The following is a 22978-nucleotide window of genomic DNA, read 5'->3' as shown; positions in this document are numbered from 1 at the left end:
CTGCGGCTCGATCTGCTGGTGGCCCCGACATCATTGCGTTCGAGGCTGAGCGTGCGGTTTCGCCGGCGGCCACATCTGCGGCCTACCCCGGTTGTCATGCGTTTGAGCAGTTGGTGCGTCTGAAGAGCAATCTGATTGGAGAGATCGGATTTCATGTCGACCCGCGCAATACGCTACGCCCTGCCCTTGCTGGCCGCCATGAAGCGGCAGCCTCCTCCTGCCACCCCGACTTTGCTGCAAGCGCCCGGAAGATCCAGGCTGCGTTGCCGCGCCCCTGCCTGACTCCGCTTTTTCCCCACAAAAAGTCGTTTAACTGGAGTGTGCAAACCATGAAGAACCAAAAATCAGTCTTCTCACCCGTTGCGCGCCTGGCGATGGCGGGATTGCTGGCGGGAGCGCTGGCGTTGCCCACCGAGGCGCCCGCGCGCGTGATCGGGGCGGCACTGACGACGGCCTCCGGCCAGGTGACGGCGGTGGACCAGGCCAGCCGGACCATCACCCTGCGCGGCGCCGACGGCAATACCGTGGACATCGTGGCCGGACCGGACATCCGCAACTTCAAGCAGATCAAGGCGGGCGACACGCTGACGCTGGACTATTACGAGTCGGTGGCCGTGGACGTGCGTCCCGCCGGCTCCGGTGCACCTGAAGTCGTGACCGAGACCGCCGCGACACGGTCGGCCAAGGGCGCGATGCCCGGCGGCGCAGTGGGCCGGCAGACCACGATCACGGCCGAGATCTGGCACATCAACCGGAGCGCAAACCTGGTGATCCTGAAGGGACCCCAAGGCGGCAGGCGCACCATCCAGGTCAGAGATCCGGCGCTGCGCGAAAAACTTCAGCAGTTGAAGGAAGGTGATCTGGTGGACTTCACGATCACGCAGGCGGTCGCCGCGGCCATTCACAGGTAGGCAAGGACACGCCGGTATAAAGGGCCGCCCCAAAAAGGCAAAAAAATTCGCCATACTGACGCCCGCAAAGAACAAGGCCCGCTTTCAAGCGGGCCCTGTTCATGAAGCGACTGCCCGCCCGGCTAGCGCCGGCGCAGGAAATGCACGCAGCGACCGTCGGCCTCTTGCTGCGCGACCAGCGCATTGCCGGTCTGACGCGCAAACGCCTGAAAATCGCGGATCGCATTGCGGTCCGTCGTGATGACGCGCACCACCTGCCCGCTTGCCATCGTTGCAAGCGCCTTCTTGGCGCGCAGGATGGGCAAGGGGCACGTCAGCCCGCTGGCATCGACGTCTTGGTCGAACACCGGCGCCTCGGCGCCGACATCGAGACGGGAATCGACGTCGCTCATCAGAGGCGCTCGTCCACCCACTTCTGCACGCCAGCGATGGCTGCGGGCAGCGCAGCGATATCCGTGCCGCCGCCCATGGCCATGTCGGGACGGCCACCGCCCTTGCCGCCCACCTGGCTGGCCACAAAGCCCACCAGATCGCCCGCCTTGATGCGGTCGGTCAGGTCGGCGGTGACGCCACCGACCACGCTGATCTTGCCATCGGCCGAGCCGGTGGCCAGCAGCACGACAGCAGGCTTCAGGCGATCTTTCAGGTTGTCGACCATGCCGCGCAGCGCCTTGGGATCGACGTCGCCGATGCTGGCCGCCAGAACCTTGATGCCCTTGACGTCGACCGCGGCGCTGGAGGCCAGGTCATTGCCGGCGCTGGCCGCGAGCTTGTTGCGCGACTGCTCCAGTTCCTTTTCGAGCGTCTTGACCTGGTCTTGCACCTGCGCAATGCGCGCCGGCAGATCGGCCGGGGTGCTGCGCAGCATGCCGGCCACCTGGGTCAGCAAGGCGTTCTGGTTCTGCACCCAAGCCAGCGCATTGTCGCCGGTGATGGCTTCGATGCGGCGGACGCCCGCGGCCACGCCGCCTTCGGACACGATCTTGAACAGGCCGATGTCGCCCGTGCGGGTGACGTGCGTGCCGCCGCAGAGTTCGCGCGAGAAGCCGATGTCGAGCACGCGCACGGTATCGCCGTATTTTTCACCGAACAGCGCCATGGCGCCGCCCTTGACCGCATCGTCGTAGCCCATGACCTGGGCAACGGTGGGATGGTTGGCCAGGACTTCGGCGTTGACGATGGCTTCGACGCGGGCGATCTGCTCAGCCGTCAGCGGGGCATCCTGCGCGAAGTCGAAACGGGTCTTGTCGGGATCAACGAGCGAGCCGCGCTGCTGCACGTGCGCGCCCAGCACCTGGCGCAACGCCTTGTGCATCAGGTGCGTGGCCGAGTGGTTGCGCACCGTGCGGGCGCGGCGGACGGCGTCCACGCGGGCCAGCAGCGTGTCGCCGACGGCCAGCGAGCCGGACTCCAGCGTGCCGTGATGGCCGAACACGCCGGCCTGGATCTTGAGGGTGTCGGCGACGGCAAAGCGCACGCCATCGGCTTCGAGCAGACCGGTATCGCCGACCTGGCCGCCCGACTCCGCATAGAACGGGGTGGCGTCCAGCACGACGACGGCGCTTTGGCCGGCCTTGACTTCCTGCACCTGCGTGCCGTCCACGTACAGGGCCGTGACCTTGACGTTGTCCAGCTCAAGCTTTTCGTAGCCTTCGAAACGCGTTTCGGCGCCTTCGTAGCTGAGGCCTTCGGCCATCTTGAACTTGCCGGCCGCGCGGGCCTGGTCACGCTGGCGTTCCATGGCGACTTCAAAGCCGGCCATGTCGACTTCGACTTCGCGTTCACGGCAGATGTCGGCCGTGAGGTCGACCGGGAAGCCGTAGGTGTCGTACAGCGTGAACAGCGTGGTGCCGTCCAGCACGCCGCCCTTGGGCACGTTGGCCAAGGCGGTGTCCAGGATGCGCATGCCGTGTTCGAGGGTTTCGCCGAAGCGTTCTTCTTCCTGCTTGAGGACCTGGGCCACGCGATCCGCGGCGGCGGCCAGTTCCGGGTAGGCCTCGCCCATTTCGGCGACGAGATCCGGCACCAGGCGATGGAAGAAGGGTTTGGTCTGGCCCAGCTTGTAGCCGTGGCGCAGCGCGCGGCGCACGATGCGGCGCAGCACGTAGCCGCGGCCTTCGTTGCTGGGGATCACGCCGTCGACGATGAGGAACGAGCAGGCGCGGATGTGGTCGGCGATGACCTTGAGCGAGTTGTCTTCGAGGTCCTTGATGCCGGTTTCGCGCGCGGCGGCGGCGATCAGATGCTGGAAGAGATCGATTTCGTAGTTGGAATGCACATGCTGCAGGACGGCGGCGATGCGTTCCAGACCCATGCCGGTGTCGACACAGGGACGCGGCAGGCGCGGCATGTTGCCGGCGGCGTCGCGTTCGAACTGCATGAACACCAGGTTCCAGATTTCGATGTAGCGGTCGCCGTCTTCTTCGGGGGATCCCGGAGGGCCGCCCCAGATCTCGGGGCCGTGGTCAAAGAAGATTTCGGAGCACGGACCGCAGGGGCCGGTGTCCGCCATCTGCCAGAAGTTGTCGGACGCGTAGCGTGCGCCCTTGTTGTCGCCGATGCGGATGATGCGTTCGGTCGGCACGCCCACTTCCTTGGCCCAGATGTCGTAGGCCTCGTCGTCTTCCTGGTAGACCGTCACCCAGAGCTTTTCCGCCGGCAGCTTGTAGACCTGCGTCAACAGCTCCCAGGCGTACTGGATGGCGTCGCGCTTGAAGTAGTCGCCAAAGCTGAAATTGCCCAGCATTTCGAAGAACGTGTGGTGGCGGGCGGTGTAGCCCACGTTCTCCAGGTCGTTGTGCTTGCCCCCGGCGCGCACACTGCGCTGCGACGAGGTGGCACGCGTGTACGACCGCGATTCCTTGCCCGTGAAGACGTCCTTGAACTGGACCATGCCCGAATTGGTGAAGAGCAGGGTCGGGTCGTTGCCCGGGACGAGCGACGACGAGGGAACAATGGTGTGTCCCTTGGACTTGAAGAATTGCAGGAACTGCTGGCGAATCTCGGAGGATTTCATCGTGGATGAAGCAGAATTTAGGGCGAATCGCCAATTATAGAGGGTTGGCGGGGATACGCGGGATATGGGCGGAATGGCCATCATCGGACGCAGACGAAACCCGTGGTCCAACCCTCGGTTTCCGTCCATTTTCCGCCGGCGGACACGATGACCTCGGCGTAGCCGGGGGGGCAGGAACATTGGCCCGTGCGAGGATTGGCCGTAGACAAGCCCGTGTAATGGAAGCAGCCGAGCGGATAGTTGGTGCTGTAGGCGCCCCCGAACCCTCCGCTTGCCTGGGTCCAGATGCCGGATTCGCAGGAAAGCAGCTGACCGGCGGCCGAGGTGGCCAGCGTTCCGCCTGAAACGCCGCAGGCATGGCCTGGCATCTCCCGGGCTCCGACGGTGACGTAACCACCGGCGTCCACGTTGCCTGCGACAGACAGATTGCCTTGCAGATCCGGATCGCGGGTGTCGCGCATCTTCACATAGCCGCTCATGTCTGGCTGCCCGGCGCCAGCGCCCGCCCACAGGGCAAGCGTGCCAGGCGGATACGCGAGCGCGTCGACCGCCGGCGGGTTGGGAAACGCATAGGCGGCGCCTCGCAACTGAAACGGCGCTTGCGGCCACACGGCCCCACCATAGCCGCCTGCGGACGCGATGACCGAAGCCATGGCGACCTCGTCCGGCAATTGCGTCCCCTTTTTCAGCAAAGGTTTGTCGGCAGCGACGACGCCGTCGATCCGGCAAGGCTCGTCGGGGCAGGCCTGGCTGCGCAGGAGCCGGATGTCCGCGCCGAAACCCAGCGCCGACCGGTCGGGAAAGTCCGCAGGCAGGTGGCCTTGCACCCGAAGCTCGGAAAGCGTGGGCCGCAGCGCATCGGCGAACAGCGGCTGGCCCTGGCTGTCCTGAGGAGGCTCCCCCTTGGTCAGCGCCTCGGAGTGCCGGGACAGCATATCCGTCACCGCCAGCCGAATCTGCGTCAGCCAAACGCCCGTTGAACGGGCGGCAGATGCCTCGATGCCGTGGACGACCGCGTTGGATGCCCAGATGGCGATGGCCGTGCTGATGGCCAGCGCCAGCGCCAGGCCGATGAGCGAAAAGCCTGCCTGCTGCCGGGACAACAACGGACGCTGATGCCCCGCCGGGAAAAGCCGAACCACCCGGTGCGCGCTCATCGTGCAGTGAAGACAAAAGTGTTTACGTCGCCCTGGCTGCACTGCGCCTGGGCCTGCGCGGCGCGGTATGGCGTCGCGGGATTGGCGATTGAATCCTTGACGACCTTGGCGCCGCTGCTGCCGCTGATGGAGATGATTTCCGACACGCGTTGAAGCACGGACGCGAGCGCTGGGCAGGCTGCGTGGCTGACATTGGTGAGCGTGAGCGTGAACGCCGAGCCCATCCCCGCGCCATCGACGGACGCGGGCTCGACCTGCACTACGCCGCTGCCGCCGATGCCGGAGCCGCCCAGGCCGTGCGCCACGCTCGCCGCGGCGCCCGCGCCCTGCACCGAGAGCACCGTAGAGTCGCGCAGCGCGTTGGCCAGGGCGCCGGTGTCCAGCCCCGTGTACGGTGTCACGCCACCGCCTTGCGCGTTGATCTTCATGCTGGCGATGAACCGCTGCAATTCTTCGCCGACCTTCGGCACTTTGTTTTCAATGACATACCCGCCAATGGCAGGGATGCCGACGATGGCGATGAGCAGGACGATGGCCGTGACGATGGACACTTCCATCAAGGAAAATCCACGCTGGTTCGCACCAAGGGATCGGGACAGACTGACTGCGTTCATGAATATCCTCATTGATTAAAGTGCGCGGCGAGCCGCGCCGTTGCCGCCAACCCGCGGAGCACTACTGGCTGGCATAGAAATTGGTCAGTGCGTGGCGCAGCTCGTCTATCACCGCGTAATGCCACAGCGTGATGCCCAGCACCGTGGCCAGGGAAAGGATCAGCAAGCACCAGCGCAGCACGAGCGCCTGGCGCCGCACCCGGGCCAACAGGCGGACTTCGACGCGCTGGCGCACGCGGGCCAGGCCCGGCTCGACGCCGAGCGCGTCCATCAGGTCCGCCATGTACCACCACGTTTGGGAGTCCAGCAGTCCGGTGCCGAAGATTTCCGCGCCGCTGGCGCCTGCGTCGATGCGGCCAAGCATGGCGTGCAGATGCGAGAGCAGCCACGGCGAGGCGTCGCGCGCCTGCACGGCCAGCGCGCGGCGCAATCGCGTGTCGGCCGCGCCGTGCTGCCGGATGAGCACGGCCAGCAGCGACAGAAAGCGGATGGCCTGGAAATCGCGATACAGCCGCCAGAGCAGCCATCGGTCGAGCACGGCGCGAAGATCGCCGGTGAAGTTCGCCAGCGACCAGAGGGCGAGCATGACCACGCCAAATATCAGGACGACCCACAGCGCAAGCCACTGCTTCAAGCCGCCCGCCAAAGCGAACAGCCCGCGCGTGAGCGACGCATAGTCTTCGGCGGGCACGGCCTGGAAGACCTGCTGCAGCCGTGGCACGCTGAAGAACGGAATGGCGCACAGCAACGCGAAGGCCACCAAGGCGGCAACGACGCCCGTGGCGGCTGCCGACAGCAATGCCGACCAAGCCTCGGACGCCAGGCGGACGGCGCGCGCCAGATCGCGCAGCGCCGCGGGCAGATCGCCGCCTTCTTCCTGCACGCAACTGAGCAACAGGCATTCGTCGTGCGGCAGCGTGTCGGACCAGGCGACGCCCAGGTCCCCGCCGGCGCCCAGATATGCGGCAGCCCAGTGCTGACAGAGGCGGCCGCGCACCGTCTCGGGCCCGTAACGGCTGGCGTCGTCCTCGAAGATGTCGCGCAGGCTCTTTCGGCCTTGCGTGCCTTCGACGACATCCGCCAGATATTCGTAATAATCCGCGCGCTGCGGCCGAAAGCGCAGCGCGTCCAGCCGTAGCTGGCGTGTACCTGCTGACCGCAGGGACCCGCGCGATGCCGGCAACGCGAGATCAGCCATGGTGCGCTCCTTCAGAGCGGGCCGTGCCGGCCTCCTGCGCAAGCGCCGTGGGCTGTAGCGGAGCGGCCAATCCCGTGCGCAGGCTGGGCACGATGGGCAATTCGAACCGGCGCAACAGCGTGCGCGGATCGATCTCTCCCAGGCTCGTCCGATACAGCGCGCAATCCAGCGCCCGCGCGCCGCGCGTGCCGGCGTCTCGCCACGCACTGCGCGTGGCAGGCTGGAACTGTTGCTTCAGTGCGTGGTTGTCGCGCTGCCGCACTTGGTCTAGAAAGCCCGGCACGCGATCGGGTTCGATCATTTCGGCGGCAACGCTGCGCCCCGCCGTTCCGTTCAATTCCGGCATGTGATCGCGCCGGCACGCGGGGCAGCCTGCGTCGTTTCTGACCCGGAGCGACTCGGCGTGCAGATCGAACGCGTCTTGCATCCCCAGCACCCAGCCGCGCCAGTCCCATGCTTGCGCATGCCGAGCGTGGACGCCCGACCACAGGCTGTCGACGGGCAACGCGCAGCCGGGGCACAGGCGTGGCAGCAGCGTCTGATAGATCAGGAGCTTCAGGATGCCGGGCGACGCAAGAAACTCGCGTGACACGCCTATGGCGTCGGACGCCAGGCGCTCGGGAATCATCGCGGCCGATCCGGCGTGTGTCGTGGCGTACAGGCTGACGCCGGAACTGGCGAGATCCATGAACGCGCGGCCGGTCTGCGTGTCGCGGATCTCGCCGATCAGCAGGTCGTTCATCGCCGAGCGCTTGATGGTCTTGAGCTTGGCATCCAGCGTCGGCCACGCCGCGTCCGCCAGCGCGCCCGTCAGCGTGTTCTGCAACGCGTTGCCAATGTGGTATTCCACCGGGTCTTCAAGCGTGATGACCTTGCGCGTGGACGCGATGCCGCGCATCAGCGCGGCGATGGTGGTGGACTTGCCCGAGCCGACCACGCCCGCCAGCACGATGGCCCCACCCTCGCGCTCACGCACTCGCAACAGGGTTTCCGCCTGGCCAGGCAGGTATCCCAAGGCCAGGAGGTCGCCGTTGACGGTTGCGTCCAACCGCAGGATCCGCAGGCACACGGAAGGCCCCGCGTCCGCCGCCAGCGACGCCCAGCGCAGCACGATGGGCGCCGCGTCCACGGTTAGCGAAATGCGCCCCTGCTGCTCGAGCGCCGGATCGAACACGGCGCCATTGCCGCCGCGTACGTCCATCCACGCCACGGCAAGGACTTCGAGCAGCGTGGCGCTGGACAGGCCGGCGAAACGGTCGGAGCCGACGTACTCGCCGTGGATGGTGTAGCGAATTTCGCTGGCGTCACGCCGCTGGTCCACGTTGATGTGGACGTCGCTGGCGCCTTGATCCACGCCCCAGCGGACGATGTCGAGAAAAAGGGCGGCGAGCGCCGAGGCGCGTTCGGCCGGGTTGGCCCGCGCTGAGCGCCCGGGACTGGGCGCCGTGTACTGGCCGCGCGCGATCATCAGCAGGAGCGGCGCCGGGACGACGTATCGCGCGGGACTTGCCATGCGATAGCCAGCCGCCTTCACCATGCGCTCGACCTCGTCGATCTGATCGCCGACGGTGTATTCCTTGACGGCAAAGATCGCGGCTTGGCCGCCCTCGAGCAGGACCGGGCACAAGCGTCCGGCCAGCGCAGCCAAATCAAACTGACGGCTCAGAGCGCGCACAAAGGCGGGATCCATGCCAGCGACGTCTTCGGGCGTATGCAGCTCGGGCGGGCGAACGAACGTGTCCGCGATGGGCTGGGTCTGCGTCATCATGGGTGTCCGCCCCCGGCGTCAAGGCACGCGGTCCGATCGCGGCCGTCGCGCTGCACGCGGACGCAGGCGCCGTCGATGGCCAGCAGACGATACGGCGCGGCCAGGCTGCCTCCCGCCACGGGATCGGCGCGGCCAGCCCGATAGCGCTGCAGCGTGCCATTGACGACGATGTCAACGTTCAAGCGGCTCGCTGTGCCGAAGATTGCGGTCACGCGTATGTCGTCCGCCGGGCGTCCCGCGGGCGGCGCCATCAGGCCTTTCCCTTCGTTCATCGTGCAAAGACCCGGGATCTGGCAGTCGGACATCGCGGCCGCCGCGTCCGCGCGCAGCAACGTGCGTACGGTTTCCACCTCGGGCCAAGGTTGCGGCGCGGACGCCGGATCCGCGCCTTGCGCATGGCCCGCCGATACCACTGCGGCGCTCAGTGCGATACCGGCAAGCGTTCGCCGGGCTACGCACCGGCGCGGGATGCAAAGCTCATTCCTGTTCATAAAGTTCTCCCTGCAATTCGGCGACTAGCGCACTGGCCACGAGGCTGGGCCGCGGTTGCGGCTGCACGGTCACCACAAGGCGCGACCAGCGTGCCGCGGATACCGGTCCCGGCATCAACGCCATGGACCGCAATGGCCCATGCAAGGCCAGACTGCGCCGCCGCACGACGGGCATGCCCGACCGCGCTGAATTGGATTGCACTGCGCTCGCCTGCCTGGCCGCCGGCTGCTGGGCCGCAGGCTGGCGCGGCCCATGCGGCATGAGCGGCACGGAATGCGACAGCGCGACGGAAGCGAATGCCGGGCGTAGTCCTTGCAGTCCGCCCGCCACCCGCGTGTCGACGTGCAGCGACGAAGGCAACGTCATGTCGGCAATCCGGATCGGCTCGGACGCCAAGCGCCACGCCAGCGTGGCTTCCTCGAGCGGCTTGAACGACACTTGCCAGCCCGCTGGCAACAACGCGTGCAGGCCATGATTCGTGGCCAATGGGTGAACGCGGGCGTACACGGCCGCGCAATTCCAATGCTGCGCGCCGGCGTCGCAGTGCGCGCGCCGCAACGCCCAGCCCTGCACCTGCACCGGCAGCGCCGCCACGCTTGCGAGCAGGCGCGTCAGCTCCGTCGGCGGCTGGACTGTGGTGGCGCGCAACATCGCCTCGTAGGCATCGGCCACCGGGTCCCGAACGGCAACGGGCTGCGGCGGCGCTGCCTGTCTTTGCGAGAACGTGCTGGCGCCGGCGTTCCACAGCGGCGGCGCTGCCGCGGCAAGCCCGACGCACGCCAGAAAGAGACGCAATGCGACGGGCAGCTCGGCCCAGCGCGAGGGCAGCGCGGTAAGCGCGGCGCCGGCATCCACGGCCTGAATCAACGCGGACCACACCTGGTCCGGCGCGCGCTCCGCGAGGGACGGACGCTGCGCGAGCAGCGCCCGCTGTTCCTGCTGGGCTTCGTCAAGCGAACCGAACACCCGGTCGGTCTGCGAGAGGACTGCGCCGCCGTGCGCGGCGACAAGCCAATGGCGCCCGTCCGGCAGCCGAACCAGGCTATGACCGCCCTCGGGGTACAGCAAGGCAAACAACTGCGCGGCCGACCGCGGCGGCATCGCGGCCGGTGCGCCGGCGCGGCGCTTGAATCGCGCGCCCCGGATTCCGGCGCGGGTGCGTCCATAGCCCGCGACCATGGCGGGCGATCCGCCCACCACGTAATGCGTGGCCCGCAGGCGCCGTCCGCGCGACCGCGCGAGCTTGGGGACGTTGGAACCGATAAGCGCGAACCAGCGCAAGCCGAACGCCAGCGTTCGTTCGGCGCCCGGGCAGTCGATCAGCAGGAGTTGAGGGGCCCGGTTCACGATCAGTACCCTTCCTCGACCTGAGCCGTCACGAGGATCAGCGTCGTGTGGCGTTCAGTGGCGGCGCGGTCCAGGCCGCCCGCGAACAGCGGCAGTCCGGGCGCCAGCCGTTGGCGATCGTGCTGGTCCTGCGTGCGGTCAAAACCAGCCACAATCATGGGCTGCCCCGGCCGCAGTTCGATCTGCTGTACCGTGCCGCTGCCATCGACCGTGATCTGCTGCACTTGCACCTGATTGGCGCTTTCGCCGAAGGTGATTGTTTTCAGGGGCTGTGCGACCGCGTTGTCATACGCGATGGAAAGCAGGATCTGCCCGTCTTCCTGGATGTCCGGCACCAGGGTCAGGAACGAGCCGACGGTTTCTTCTTTTTGGCTGATCGAGACGGCAGGCAGCGAGCCGTTCGCGCCAGTGGCGGTCATGCCGGGCATGGCAGTGCTCTGCACGCGATCAATGTAGGAGAACGTGGTCCTGACGGCATGCGAGACCGGCCGGCGGTTCAAGGTGAGAACCGGGATCTTGCTGTGCCGCACGACCGCGCCCATCGCACTGAGGGCGGACACGATGGCCTGCGAGCCCTGGAATGGCCCCGCGCTGGATGCGGCTTGAAGCAACCCTGCGCCGGTGGCCGGCACGCCGGGCACGGCCAGCCGCGCCGTGGCGCCTGCGGCTGCATAAAGGGCATTCCAGTCGAGTCCCCCCGTGGCTTCCGTGTTGGCGATAAAGGTGATTTCCTCGAAAAGCAGGCGGACACGGCGGGTCAACGCCTTGTTCTCGCGTTCCAGATAGCGTGCGACCCGGTCCAGCGCGTCCGGCGTATCGGTGACGACCAACGTGGCTGCGCCTTCCACCGGCTCTGCAATAACGCCGGATCGAGTGAGGAAAGGCAGAACGTTTGCGCGCAGGATAGCCAGCGCGTTGTGTTCGCCCGCGGCCAGCGTCGTGTTGGAGGTGCTTTCGAAGCCCTCGCCTTCCGCGCTGCCTGAGCGGCCGAGCCGCACGTCGACCTTGCTGGCGAGCGTCAGGGCGCGCAGATCGAAGACGCGCGTTTCGGTGCGGTAGAACTCGAGCGCGTTGTGTTCGTAGCGCCAGTGCACCGAAAAGCGTGCGGCCAGCGCGTCGAGCAGATCGGCGAGCGGCTGAGGTTCCGCCCGCACTTCAATGCGCGCCGGTGCGGCGAGAGCCACCGCGCCGCTGACGGCAAGACGCGGCAGGAATTGGTCGGGGGGAAGCAATGCGTCGGGACGCACTCGAACCGCAATGCCCGTGGCGGCTGTCAGGCGCTGCGCCAGCGTGGAAAGATCTGCGTCGTCGGCCAGCATGAGCGTGGTTTTGACGTTTTCGCGTAATGCGGGCGGCAGCGCGACCTCGCGCGCGAGCGGTTGCGGCTTGCCCGCCAGCCAGGGCGTGGAGACTTCCTGCGCGGCGATGCGAGCCTGCCGATCAGACAAACCGTCCGCAAAGGCCTGATGGCGGGTAGCGGCGTCCGCATGCCGGCCGCTGGCCGCGCGTTGCATGATCGTGACCTGCTCGGACACCGAGCAGCCAGCGAGCACGCACGAGAGCACCGTGCAGGCAAACGTTCTGGTTGCCGGAGCGCGCGTGGCGCAAGCAAACGAGAGGAACCTCATGCCGCGGCTCCTTTGGGCGTGGCCGCCCGCGAGCACGATTGCGCAAGCGGCACGACGCGCAGGACGCGGTTGCCATAGAAGCAGGGTTGCAGCGGCCGGTCGGCCAGTTCGGTGGCGCCGAGCAGCCCACGCACTGCCGTTTTGAAGTCGCCGGAGAATTCGGCCGTGGCCGCCAGCGGGATATCGACGTCTACGGCCCAATGCTGTGGTTCGAACGTCCAGCCCGACGCGCCGGCCCAGCGCGCCAGCACCGCGCGCAGCGTGGCGTCGGGTGGCGCGGCCCGGAACGGGGCAGCCTGCGCGCCATCGTGCGTGTCGGTGGACGTCGCGCCCGCAAGCGTGGCGGACTGCGCGGCATGACGGCTCGACGCTTCTGTGCCGGCCAGCGCGCTCCCATCCGAGCGCGGAGCCAGGTCATCGACGAGCTTGGTGTGCGAGGTGAAATCCGCCCGCGGACGCTGCGATGCATCTACGGCAGTTGCCGGGGTCTGCACCATACGCGAGGCGGATTGGGTCAAGGGCGACGAAATGTCCGCCGCACCATGCGCCCGCTGCGCGTGAGCAGTCAGCCTGCCGCCGCGAAAGCGCAGTGCTTTCCATGCACCAGCGACCACGACGTAAGGGTCGCGGCGCACATAAGGCAACGGGAGTTCGCCGCCATCGCCTGCACCGAAGATGGCCGGCAACGGCTGGCCCGGCTGGAATTGCAGCCAGGTCTCGCGCCCGTCGTCGAAGACCTGCAGCGGCGCGACGGCGGGATCGCCGGATAGTTGCCAGTCGAAGCGGAACCCTTGCGAGAACGGCTTGGCCGCCTGCCAGGAGGTTGTGTCTCGGCCTGAGCCCGGGCCCGACCACGTGCATGCGCCCAGGCAAGACAGCCCGGCCGCCAGAAAGAAGATTCGTACCATGCCTCACCGCGAACAAAGCGCGCATCGGAAGCGACACGCTTGAACGGCATGGTGGCCGAGCGCCGGAGGCGCCGCCAGACTGGCATGTACGGACGGATGGATTCATCCACCCAGCGCGCGCGACGAATCCGGACAACAAAAAAGCCTGGTCCGTAGACCAGGCTTTCTTCTGCTGCGCGGCGCTGCGAGAGCGCGCCGCTATGCGGCGCGATCAGCGCTGCGTGGCAATGGTGCGCGCCTGCGCGGCGGCATTGTTCAGCGCAGAAACGGGAGGCACCTTGCCATCGAAGGCGTCGGTGAGTTCCTTGTTCAGCACGGGTTCGATGCGCTCGTAGTTGGCCATGCGGAAACCGCGTGCGTTCTGGACGGGCTTGGCGCTCATCGAAGCCACGAACGCCTGCGCGCCCGGGATCTTGCTGTAGAACGACACGTCCGAGGCACGGAAGGCGGCTTCGGTCAGCGGCAGGTAACCCGTGCGCTGATGCCATTCGGCGGCGACCACCGGCTTGGACAGCCACGCCAGGAACTGCGCGGTGGCCTTTTCCTGGGCCTGCGGATGGCCTTCAAGCGCCCACAGCGCCGAACCGCTGACGAAGGGCTTGCCGCCCTCCTTCGTGGCTTGCTCGTAATAAGGCAGCGGCGAGACGCCGAAGGACAGCGACTTGGTGGCGAGGAACTGGCCGAGCGCGCCCGAATTGGCCGTCAGCACGGCGCATTCGCCCTTGGCGAACAGCTTGTCGGAGGCGTTGTCGCCGGAATACGCCGTGAACAGCAGCGAGCGCTTCCAGCTGACCATCAGCGAGATGTGGCGCATGTACAGCGTGTCGAACTGCATGGCGGGCGCGGCGGATTTCTTGGTGACCGCGTCCAGGCCGTTGTTGTTGCTGGTGAACAGCTGGTTGTTGACCGGCGCCAGGTTCTCGAGGTGGACCGCGACCTGATCGCTGGACGCGTAGGGGCAGTCGATATCGGCCACGTCGCGCAGCTTCAGGAGTTCGGCCTGCAGCGCGGTCCAGGTGCGCGCCGGCTTGTTGGGATCGAGACCGGCCTTCTTGTAGGCGGCGGTGTTGTAGAACATCACCGGCACTTCGGCCATCCAGGGGAAAGCCAGCAGGCGGCCCTTGCTGTCGCGGGTAAAGCTGCTGGTGGCCGGCACGAACCAGTTCAGGTCCTTGATCGGATACTTGGCCAGCAGTTCGTAGAGCGGCAGCACGGCTTTGTGCTGGGCCACGACTTCGGGCGAGTGGTTATCGGACAGTTGCAGCAGGTTCGGGCCCTTCTTGGCCTTGACCGCGGACACCGCCTCTTGCTCCAAGGCAGTCGGCGAGGCGAAGCCGCGCAGCGTCACTTTGACGTCGTCCTGCTCCTTGTTGTATTGCTTGGCGAGCTTTTCGAACTCGGCCTTGTTTGCATCTGTCAGGGTGTGCCAGACCTGGATTTCGACGGGTGCGGCGTTTGCCACGCCGGCCATCGCCATCGCGGCGCCAAACACCCATGCACGCCGGCTGGCGAACATCGCGCGGGCAACGCCCGCCAATTGCAGTTTCTTCATAGGTTCACAGACCAAGAAAAGGGAATTCCGGTTCTGGCCGCCGTCCACTGAGCAGATCGGCCAATGCCCGGCCCGAGCCAACACCCATCGTCCAGCCAAGCGTACCGTGTCCGGTATTGATATACAAATTCGGAATACGGCTGCGGCCGATGATGGGCACGTTCGAGGGAGTGGACGGGCGCAGGCCCGACCAATAGCTGACGCGCTCGAAATCGAGCGCGTCGGGAAAGAGTTCTTTGGCGAGGCGGGTCAGGGCCTCGCAACGGCCGGTATTCAGGCTGCGCGAATAGCCGGAAAGTTCCGCCGTGCCTGCCATGCGCAGCCGGTCGCCCAGCCGCGAAAAGACGATCTTGTGGCTGCTGTCCGTCAGGCTGACGGTGGGGGTCGCACCCGGATTGCGCACCGGGAACGTGGCCGAATAGCCCTTTGCCGGATACACGTTGCACGGAATGCCGAGGGGACGCAGCATCGCGGGGCTGAAGCTGCCCATGGCGACCACATAGGCGTCGGCCGACAGCGTGGCATAGCGGCCGTCGGGCTGGATGAGTTCGATGCCCGTGACCGCGCCGCCCTGCGTCAGGAGCCGGGTGGCACGCGTGTTGTACTGGAATTCGACGCCCGCGCGGGCGCAGTGTTCGGCCAGCGCGACGGTAAAGAGGTGCACGTCCCCGCTTTCGTCCTCGGGCGTGTAGTCGCCGCCCACGATCGTGGAGCGATGCGGCGCCAGCGCGGGCTCGATGGCGATGACTTCGTCGGTGTTCACGACGCGGCGCTCGACGCCGAAGTCGCGCATCAGGCCGGCGGCACGCTGGGAGTTTTCGAATTCGTGGGGATCGCGGTAGAAATTCAGGATGCCGCGTTCCAGGTGGTCGTACTGGATGCCGAGTTCGGCGCGCATGCCGCGCAGGGTGGCGCGGCTGTATTCGGCCATCCGCACCATGGCGCGGATGTTGGGGGCCAGCCGGCCAGGCAGGCATTCGCGCAGGAATGCCAGGCCCCACATCCACTGCCGCCAGTCCAGTTGCGGACGGAACAGGAGCGGCGCGTCGTCGCGGAACATCCACTTGAGCAGCTTCATCGGCGCCTGGGGATTGGCCCAGGGCTCGGCGTAGGAGACGGAAATCTGCGCGCCATTGGCAAGGCTGGTTTCCTGCGCGGGACCGGTGCAGCGGTCTATGACCACGACGTCATGACCCGCCTGGCTGAGCCACCAGGCGCTGGAGATGCCGATAATGCCGCTACCCAATACCGCTACTTTCATGCCCGCATCGCTCCTTGCATGCCGGTTGCGTGCGCGGACCCGATGTCCGCGTACCCCCGGCAGGCCGCTGCCAAAGCAGTTTACCTTGCCGCTTTGCAGCCGCCTAAGTAATAAAAAAACATATTACTTAAGACCCGGCCTTCGCCAGATCGGCCTCGGACGTGAAGGCGTCCGCGTAGAACTCTTCCGGCGGCAGACCGTTCTGGGCGCTGAACTCGCGGCGGGCCGCATCGACCATCAGCGGCGTGCCGCAGGCATAGACCTGGTGCCCGGAAAGATCCGCGATGTCGTGCATCACGGCTTCGTGGACAAAGCCCGTGCGGCCGGTCCAGTTGTCTTCCTGCAGCGAATTGGACACCACCGGCACGTAGCGGAAGTTCGGCAGTTGCGCGGACCAGGACTGCGCCAGCGCGTCCATGTAAAGGTCTTGCGGACGGCGGCCGCCCCAGTACAGCGCGACCGGACGGTTGATGTTCTTGTGGATCATGTGTTCGACGATCGCCTTGACGGGCGCGAAGCCCGTGCCGCTGGCCAGCAGAACGATCGGCTTGTCGCTGTCTTCGCGCAGGAAGAACGATCCGAAGGGCCCTTCCAGGCGCAGGATCTCGCGTTCCTTCATCTGCGTGTCGCCGGCGCCGAATACGTGATCGGTGAAGAGTCCTCCCGGCATGTGCCGGATGTGCAGTTCCAGCGGGCTGCCGGTGTGCGGCGCGCCAGCCATCGAATAGCTGCGGCGGCGGCCGTCCTTCAGGATGATTTCGACGTACTGGCCCGCGTAATAGCGGAACTGTTCGGAAGCCGGCAATTGCAGCTTGAGGACCGTGACGTCCGGCGCGACGCGTTCCATGGTCTGGACGCGCGACGGCAGCTTGCGAATCTGGATGTCGCTGGCCAGCCGGACCTCGGTGGATTCGACCACGAGGTCGGATTCCGGCCGGGCCTGGCAGAACAGCGTGTAGCCGTCGGCCAGTTCTTCCGGCGACAGGATCTGCGCGGGGTACTGGCCGGCATCGAACTCCCCGGACACCACTTTGCCCTTGCACGTGGAGCACGCGCCGTTGCGACAGCTGTAAGGCAGGACGATGCCCGCCGCCAACGCGGCGTCGAGCACGGTCTGGCCGGGCTCGACCGGGAATTGATGCTTGCTGGGTTGGATGATGACCTGGAAGCTCATGATGAAACGGTTCAGAGGCGACGAAGCGCTATCCGGCTGTGCCGGGAAGGCGCTCCGCCCGGCCCGGCGTCATGCCGGGAACTTGCGGATTTCCTTGACGCGGTTGGCGTCGTCCACGAGCACCACCTGGGGCTTGTGCTTGACCGAATCTTCTTCGGACATCGGACCGTACGTGCAGATGATGAGCAGGTCGCCCACCTGGGCCCGGCGCGCAGCCGCGCCGTTCAGCGAGATGGCGCCGCTGCCGCGGGCCGCCTTGATGATGTAGGTGTCGAAGCGTTCACCGTTAGTCACGTTGTAGAGTTCGATACGTTCGAACTCGCGCATGCCGGCAGCGTCGAGGAGGTCTTCGTCGATGCCGCAAGATCCTTCGTAGTGAAGGTCGGCTTCGGTGACCGTGACGCGGTGCAGCTTTGCCCGCAGCATGATGCGTTGCATAAAAAATTCCTGGTTTCGCGGCCCGGACCGCGAAGTGTTGCAAGGTTGATGCCCGGCATCCGGATTTGCCGTCGAAAGCCGGTATTCTATAATTTTTGCCGCAGCGGGACGGCCCGTTGCTGCGCACAGTCAAACGGCTGGCGCGTTTTCCGGGGACGACCCCATTTATGCCGGCGCCTTGCCGGCAACGCAACATGGGAGTCGTGAATGACCTGGATCATCCTGGTATTGGCTGGCCTATTTGAAATCGTCTGGGCCGTCGGCCTGAAATATACGCACGGATTCACCCGGCTTGTCCCCTCCATCGTTACGGTGGGCGGCATGCTGGTCAGTTTCTGGCTGCTGGCCCTGGCCATGAAAACCCTGCCGCTGGGCACGGCCTACGCCGTGTGGGTGGGTATCGGCACGATTGGCGCCTTTGTGGCCGGCATCGTGCTGTTCGGGGAGTCGGCGAGCTGGCTGCGAATCGCCAGCGTCGCGTTGATCGTGCTGGGCCTCGTGGGCCTGAAGCTTTCCACGCCGTAAGGCTCCGGCCGGGCTGGGCTTAAGGCACAGGGTCCAGACCAGCCCCCAGCCCCGTTCGGGCGGCGCGTCAGAAATCCAGTTCGATCTCGACGGCGTCGCCCACCTTGAGCCGCGCCCCCGCCGGCGCATCCAGGATGGCGTTCTGGCCGAACACCACGCCGATGTCCAGATTGCGGTAACCCGCCAGCGTACGGCCCGGTTCCTCGTACTGCTTGGCCGTGCGCTGATCGATGTCCGGAATCGAGCAACGCGTGCACGGCTTGACGAACGCCATCCGCACCCCGGCCGCCGAAATCATGGCGGTGTGGTCTTCCTCGAAGGCTTCCCATTCGCCCTCGACCACGATATTGGGACGGAACCGGTCCATGGGCACGGGGTCGGCGCCCTTGGCCCGCAGGCGGGCATTCAGGTCGTCCAGCGACGCCTGGTTGGCGATCAGCAGCGGAAATCCGTCGGCAAATCCGAAGCAATGCTCGCCCACGAAGGCGTCGGACAGGTCCGGGTGCGCATCGACCCAGCGCGACACCCAGTCGGGCTTGGCGTCGCGGCGCGCCGCGGCGTCCACCTTGAGCAGGCCGCACGGCGTTTGCAGGAACTGGGTCAGCCATTGGGCGGCCGCTTCGCTTTCGCGCCGGGCCGTGGTGGTGTCGGCCCAGACGCCGACCGTGAGGGCTTCGCCGTGCAGTCCCGATCCGTCCAACGCGATATCCAGGTCAGACATGCCAGGCGCAGACAGCCGCAGCGCGTCAGCAGTGAGCGCCGTGCGGATGAGCGCCATGGCCGGCCATTGCCGTTGCGTCATGAACTGGCCCGCGGCGTCCACCACCATCCACCGCCGGTCATGCACAAGGCCCGCGCGATCGATGGGCGATTCGGTCAGATCGATGCCCGCGCAGGATTTGACGGGGTAGATATGCAGGCTGAGGATGCGGGCGGACATGGCGGCGATGGCTCAACGAGTGGCGAATGCCGCAGAGAATACAAGAAATGCGGCGCGCCGGACCGCCCGAAAGAGACAAAAAAAGCCCGGGACTAGCCCGGGCCAGATGAGGTGGCGGTTGCTCAGCCGCCGACCAGCTTCAAGGTGTCCAGCGGCGTGACCGCCTTGAATCCCTTGCGCGTCGCGATGTGCTCGGGACGCGGGGTCAGCCCGTACTTGGGCGGGTTCAGGGTGTTCTCCATGCTGTTGTAGACCATGAAGACATTGGCGCGGGGCCACGGCGAGATGTTGCTGTTCGAACCGTGCATCGTGTTGCAGTCGAAGAACACCACCGAGCCGGCCTTGGCCGTCATCGTGCTGATGCCGCCCTGCTCCACCAGCAATTGCAGGCTGACAGGATCCGGCACGCCGTATTCCTGTTTCTTCAGCGACTGTTTGTAGTGCTCATTCGGCGTCTCGCCGACGCACGAGATGAACTGCCGATGCGAGCCGGGCACCAGCATCAGCGGGCCGTTGCACTCGTTGTTGTCGGTCAGCAGCACCGAGCAGCTGAGCGCACGCATCGACGGCATGCCGTCTTCGACGTGCCAGGTTTCAAAGTCGGAGTGCCAGTAGAACTCCTTGCCCTTGAAGCCCGGCTTCATATTGGCACGCGACTGGTGGATGTAGACCTCGGAGCCGAGAATCTGACGTGCCACGTTGACCAGGCGCGGATCGCGCACCAGCCGTGCCAGCATCGGATTGAGCACGTGCACCATGAAGATGGAACGCACGGCGTTGCTGCCCGGCTCGGTGATGGCCTCTTCCCGGCGGACGATGGACGGGTCGCGCGTCATGCGCTCGACCTCGGCCGACAGCGCACGCACCTCGGCCTCCGTGAACAGGTTTTCCAGCAGCAGGAAGCCGTTGCGGTCGTACTGGCCGACCTGCTCTTCGCTCAGGGCGTTGGCATACTTGCCGTCTTCATAGACAACCGGATCCTGGCGGGAAATGATGGCGGAACTGCGATCCGTACGGGAGGCGTACGGATCCTGCGCGGGTGAGATCATGCGAACCTCCTTTTATCAGGCCGCGACCGCATCGGGCAGCGCGTAGACACCTTCCTTGTCGTGCACTTCCTGGCCGGTCAGCGGCGGATTGAAGACGCAGATGACGCGCAGCGGCTCCTTGCCGCCGCACAGCCAGTGCTCGTCGTTTTCGTTCAGCGCGTAGACCACGCCGGGGCCCAGGTCGTATTTCTTGCCGTCGGCAATGGTCTCGATCGAACCGTCGCCCTCGATGCACCACACCGCCTCAAGATGGTTCTTGTAGTGGATGTGCGTGCGGCCGCCCGGGAAGATGGTGGTCTCGTGGAATGAAAAGCCCATGCCATCCTTCTTCAGCAGCACGCGGCGGCTGACCCAGGTGTCGGTGCGGACTTCGTCGGCAGTGCCGATCACATCTTTGACATTACGTACGATCATTGACGTTTTCCTCCAAATTTCAGGATGCGGGCAGACTGCCCCTCATCGGCCAGCGCTTCGGCCACGCTGGCCTCGATCAGATCCAGGCCCTTGGCCAGCAGGTCTTCCTCGATCGTCAGCGCGGGCAGCAACTTCAGCACTTCATCGTGCGCGCCCGACGTTTCGATCACGACGCCCTTCTTGAAAGCGCATTGGGCGATGCGGTTGGACAGCGCCGGATTGCCGTTGGACACGAGGCCCTGGATCAGGCCGCGGCCACGCGCCGACAGGCCGGCGTTGGGATAGCTGTGCACCAGGTTTTCAAGCCAGTCGCCGACCAGGCGTTCCTTGCGCTGGATGTCGGCCGTGAATGCGGCGTTGGTCCAGTAGGTTTCCAGCGCCTGCGTCGCGGTGACGAACGCCAGGTTGTTGCCGCGGAAGGTGCCGCTGTGCGCGCCGGGCTTCCAGATGTCCAGTTCGGGCTTCATCAGCACCAGCGACATCGGCAGGCCAAAGCCGGATAGCGACTTGGACAGCGTGATGATGTCGGGGCGGATGCCGGCGGTTTCGAAGCTGAAGAACGTGCCCGTGCGGCCGCAGCCGACCTGGATGTCGTCCACGATCAGCAGCATGTCGTGGCGCTTGCACAGCTTTTCCAGCTCTTTGAGCCAGCGCAGCGTGGCCACATTGACGCCGCCTTCGCCCTGCACCGTTTCCACGATGACGGCTGCCGGCTTGTCCATGCCGCTGCTCGGGTCTTCCAGCATGCGTTCCATGTACGCCATGGTGTCCACGTCCGGACCGAAGTAGCCGTCGTAGGGCATGAAGGTCGTGTTGCCGAGCGCGTAGCCGGCGGCGTCACGGAACTTCATGTTGGCCGTGGCGGCCAACGAGCCGCCGCTCACGCCGTGAAAGCCGTGCGTGAACGAGATCACGTTGGGACGGCCCTTGACCTGGCGCGCGATCTTCAGCGCGGCTTCGACGGCATTGGTGCCGGTCGGGCCGGTGAATTGCAGCGTGTACTGCCAGTTGCGCGGCTTGAGCAGCACGCGATCCACCGTCTCCAGGAAACGCTTCTTCGCGCTGGTGGCCATGTCCAGGCCGTGGACGACGCCGTCCGCCTGCACATACTCCAGCAGCTTTTCCTTGAGAACAGGATTGTTGTGGCCGTAGTTCAGCGTGCCTGCGCCGCTGAAGAAGTCGATGTATTCGGCGCCATCTTCATCGATGAGCGTCGAGCCACGGGCCTGATTGAATATCACGGGAAACGACCTGATGTAGCCCCGCACTTCAGACTCCATGCGGTCAAAGATCTTCAAGTCCATGATTAATCCTCCCTTTTCAACTCATTAATTGACGGACGGCCTGATCCCGCCAGGTGCGGCAAGCGCACCCGGACAGTTAGAACCATCCCGGTAACTCGATAAGCCCTTCAGGCCTGTGACGCCCCTACGGGGACGGCAAGGCGAACGGACCTATCCTTAACAGCATCTCGTCGTCATGGTCCGCGCCGCCGAAGAGTTGCCGGTCGAAGAACGGCTGTTCGGAAACGTGGGCGCCTACTTCGGCGGCCAGGCCGGCGAAGGTGCGGCGCGAAGCCTGGTTGTCAGGCCCCACCGTGGTTTCAAGATAGCGGACATGCGCCAGGCCCTTGCGCTGCAAGAGTTCCCGGAGCATGGCGCGGCCAAGTCGTTGGCCGCGAGCGCGGGCGTGCACCGCAACCTGCCAGACGAACAGGACGTCGGGGCGGGACGGGTCCACATATGCGGAGATGAAACCATTGATGCGCCCCCCGGCGCTTTCAGCCAGGACGCAGGTGTCGCGGAAGTGCTCGCACAGGAGCAGGTACGCGTAGAGGGAATTCAGGTCGAGCGGCGGGCACTCGGAAATGAGGCGGTGGATCGCGGCGCCGTCTTTGCGGTCGGGCAGACGCATGGTATGGGTCTGCGCGCTGACCGCCGGCGCCACGGCACTTGAGAGTATGGGGGAGTCCAGTTCGTTTTTCTTCATGCAACGATTCCCGATTCTGGGGGTGCCCCGCCCGTGGGCACTTCAAGGATGGGCGACGACACGTCTCCATGCGTGTCGACTGCGGCCTGACCGTCCTGTTCCATGAGCGTCACGATGCGCTCCAGGGACAGGGTGATGGTGGCCTGTTCCAATTCCGGCAGGGCATTGAGCGCGTCAGCCAGATGCTTTTGCAGCGGCGACGGCGCGCCTTGCGCCAATTCCTGTCCCGCCTCGGTGGCGGTGACGAACACGATGCGGCGGTCTTCACGGCCCCGCTCGCGGCGGATGAGCGCCTTGTCTTCCAGGCGATCCAGGATGCCGACCACCGTGCTGGGGCTGACGTGCATCTCGCGGCTGATCGCGGTGGCGGTCATCGGACCGTTGGCGATCACGGTGCGCAGGCACATCAGCTGCGGCGCAGTGATGTGACTGACCGCGGACAACTGGCGCGAATGCAGCGCGATCGAACGCGTGATGCGGCGCAGGGCTCGCAAAATGCGCAGGTCGTACTGCTGAGTGGTTTCGGTTTTCGCGGCGTCAGTCATGGATACAGATGGTTCGGGCAAAATCATTTCTACACGAATCATATGCGCCCGA

The 22978-nt window shown here is 65.9% G+C and carries 22 protein-coding genes; 2 read left to right on the top strand and 20 right to left on the bottom strand.

What is annotated here, in order from left to right:
* Positions 1-329 precede the first annotated feature (329 nt).
* Positions 330-911 carry a hypothetical protein gene (locus AB3147_RS09010; RefSeq protein ID WP_239214619.1) on the top strand — a complete coding sequence of 194 codons (582 nt, stop codon included), beginning with the start codon at positions 330-332 and terminating at the stop codon, positions 909-911.
* Between the two features lie 122 nt (positions 912-1033).
* Here the strand turns inward: AB3147_RS09010 and AB3147_RS09005 are convergent, their stop codons facing one another.
* From AB3147_RS09005 to panD, 14 genes are all read right to left on the bottom strand, one after another.
* Positions 1034-1303: a sulfurtransferase TusA family protein gene (locus tag AB3147_RS09005; RefSeq protein WP_239214620.1), complete on the bottom strand. Its 270-nt coding sequence runs from the start codon at positions 1301-1303 to the stop codon at positions 1034-1036.
* The gene (gene alaS / locus AB3147_RS09000) at positions 1303-3927 is read right to left on the bottom strand and encodes an alanine--tRNA ligase (RefSeq protein WP_367351752.1); all 2625 of its coding nucleotides are present in this window, start codon (positions 3925-3927) and stop codon (positions 1303-1305) included. The genes AB3147_RS09005 and alaS overlap by 1 nt, the downstream gene beginning before the upstream one ends.
* Before the next feature lie 80 nt (positions 3928-4007).
* Positions 4008-5084, bottom strand: coding sequence for a prepilin (locus tag AB3147_RS08995; RefSeq protein ID WP_367351751.1), 1077 nt, complete (start codon positions 5082-5084; stop codon positions 4008-4010).
* Complete coding sequence (locus AB3147_RS08990) at positions 5081-5698, bottom strand: type 4 pilus major pilin (RefSeq protein ID WP_175184951.1); 618 nt, start codon at positions 5696-5698, stop codon at positions 5081-5083. Before AB3147_RS08990 ends, AB3147_RS08995 begins: the two co-directional genes overlap by 4 nt.
* A 61-nt stretch (positions 5699-5759) precedes the next feature.
* Positions 5760-6896 (bottom strand): type II secretion system F family protein, encoded by a 1137-nt coding sequence (locus AB3147_RS08985; RefSeq protein WP_367351750.1) that lies wholly within the window; start codon positions 6894-6896, stop codon positions 5760-5762.
* Positions 6889-8664: an ATPase, T2SS/T4P/T4SS family gene (locus AB3147_RS08980; protein ID WP_367351749.1), complete on the bottom strand. Its 1776-nt coding sequence runs from the start codon at positions 8662-8664 to the stop codon at positions 6889-6891. Before AB3147_RS08980 ends, AB3147_RS08985 begins: the two co-directional genes overlap by 8 nt.
* Positions 8661-9155 (bottom strand): hypothetical protein, encoded by a 495-nt coding sequence (locus AB3147_RS08975; protein WP_367351748.1) that lies wholly within the window; start codon positions 9153-9155, stop codon positions 8661-8663. The genes AB3147_RS08980 and AB3147_RS08975 overlap by 4 nt, the downstream gene beginning before the upstream one ends.
* Positions 9142-10503 (bottom strand): hypothetical protein, encoded by a 1362-nt coding sequence (locus AB3147_RS08970; RefSeq protein WP_367351747.1) that lies wholly within the window; start codon positions 10501-10503, stop codon positions 9142-9144. Before AB3147_RS08970 ends, AB3147_RS08975 begins: the two co-directional genes overlap by 14 nt.
* Positions 10504-10505: 2 nt before the next feature.
* A complete protein-coding gene (locus tag AB3147_RS08965; RefSeq protein WP_367351746.1) occupies positions 10506-12131 on the bottom strand; it encodes a hypothetical protein in 1626 nt (541 codons plus the stop codon).
* Entirely contained in the window at positions 12128-13039 is a 912-nt protein-coding gene (locus AB3147_RS08960) for a TcpQ domain-containing protein (RefSeq protein WP_218345285.1), read from the bottom strand. The genes AB3147_RS08965 and AB3147_RS08960 overlap by 4 nt, the downstream gene beginning before the upstream one ends.
* Positions 13040-13250: 211 nt before the next feature.
* On the bottom strand, positions 13251-14591 hold the full coding sequence (locus AB3147_RS08955) for an extracellular solute-binding protein (protein ID WP_175125053.1): 1341 nt from the start codon (positions 14589-14591) through the stop codon (positions 13251-13253).
* Between the two features lie 4 nt (positions 14592-14595).
* Positions 14596-15852: a D-amino acid dehydrogenase gene (locus AB3147_RS08950; protein WP_367351745.1), complete on the bottom strand. Its 1257-nt coding sequence runs from the start codon at positions 15850-15852 to the stop codon at positions 14596-14598.
* A 127-nt stretch (positions 15853-15979) separates the two neighbouring features.
* Positions 15980-17026 carry a CDP-6-deoxy-delta-3,4-glucoseen reductase gene (locus tag AB3147_RS08945; RefSeq protein WP_175139257.1) on the bottom strand — a complete coding sequence of 349 codons (1047 nt, stop codon included), beginning with the start codon at positions 17024-17026 and terminating at the stop codon, positions 15980-15982.
* A gap of 69 nt (positions 17027-17095) precedes the next feature.
* A complete protein-coding gene (panD, locus tag AB3147_RS08940; RefSeq protein ID WP_343738505.1) occupies positions 17096-17464 on the bottom strand; it encodes an aspartate 1-decarboxylase in 369 nt (122 codons plus the stop codon).
* Between the two features lie 207 nt (positions 17465-17671).
* Here panD and sugE point away from each other — a divergent pair, with 207 nt between their 5' ends.
* Positions 17672-17989 (top strand): quaternary ammonium compound efflux SMR transporter SugE, encoded by a 318-nt coding sequence (gene sugE, locus AB3147_RS08935; RefSeq protein ID WP_367351744.1) that lies wholly within the window; start codon positions 17672-17674, stop codon positions 17987-17989.
* 67 nt (positions 17990-18056) lie between these two features.
* On the opposite strand, the gene AB3147_RS08930 is transcribed toward sugE, so the two are convergent.
* The 6 genes from AB3147_RS08930 to AB3147_RS08905 all read right to left on the bottom strand — a co-directional run bounded on the left by AB3147_RS08930 (position 18057) and on the right by AB3147_RS08905 (position 22926).
* Positions 18057-18929, bottom strand: a complete 873-nt coding sequence (locus AB3147_RS08930; RefSeq protein WP_367351743.1) for an MOSC domain-containing protein — start codon at positions 18927-18929, stop codon at positions 18057-18059.
* Positions 18930-19051: 122 nt separating this feature from the next.
* Entirely contained in the window at positions 19052-19978 is a 927-nt protein-coding gene (gene thpD / locus AB3147_RS08925; RefSeq protein WP_175125058.1) for an ectoine hydroxylase, read from the bottom strand.
* A 15-nt stretch (positions 19979-19993) separates the two neighbouring features.
* Positions 19994-20392 (bottom strand): ectoine synthase, encoded by a 399-nt coding sequence (locus AB3147_RS08920; RefSeq protein ID WP_056571502.1) that lies wholly within the window; start codon positions 20390-20392, stop codon positions 19994-19996.
* Positions 20389-21696: a diaminobutyrate--2-oxoglutarate transaminase gene (ectB, locus tag AB3147_RS08915; protein ID WP_239214650.1), complete on the bottom strand. Its 1308-nt coding sequence runs from the start codon at positions 21694-21696 to the stop codon at positions 20389-20391. Before ectB ends, AB3147_RS08920 begins: the two co-directional genes overlap by 4 nt.
* A 124-nt stretch (positions 21697-21820) precedes the next feature.
* Entirely contained in the window at positions 21821-22381 is a 561-nt protein-coding gene (gene ectA / locus AB3147_RS08910; RefSeq protein WP_175125060.1) for a diaminobutyrate acetyltransferase, read from the bottom strand.
* Positions 22378-22926, bottom strand: a complete 549-nt coding sequence (locus tag AB3147_RS08905) for a MarR family winged helix-turn-helix transcriptional regulator (RefSeq protein WP_246282994.1) — start codon at positions 22924-22926, stop codon at positions 22378-22380. The genes ectA and AB3147_RS08905 overlap by 4 nt, the downstream gene beginning before the upstream one ends.
* Between the last annotated feature and the right edge of the window lie 52 nt (positions 22927-22978).

It is taken from the genome of Achromobacter animicus, assembly GCF_040775605.1.
Lineage (GTDB): Bacteria > Pseudomonadota > Gammaproteobacteria > Burkholderiales > Burkholderiaceae_B > Achromobacter > Achromobacter animicus.
Note: the sequence above shows the minus strand (reverse complement) of the source record. Positions and strands in the feature narration are given on the sequence as shown.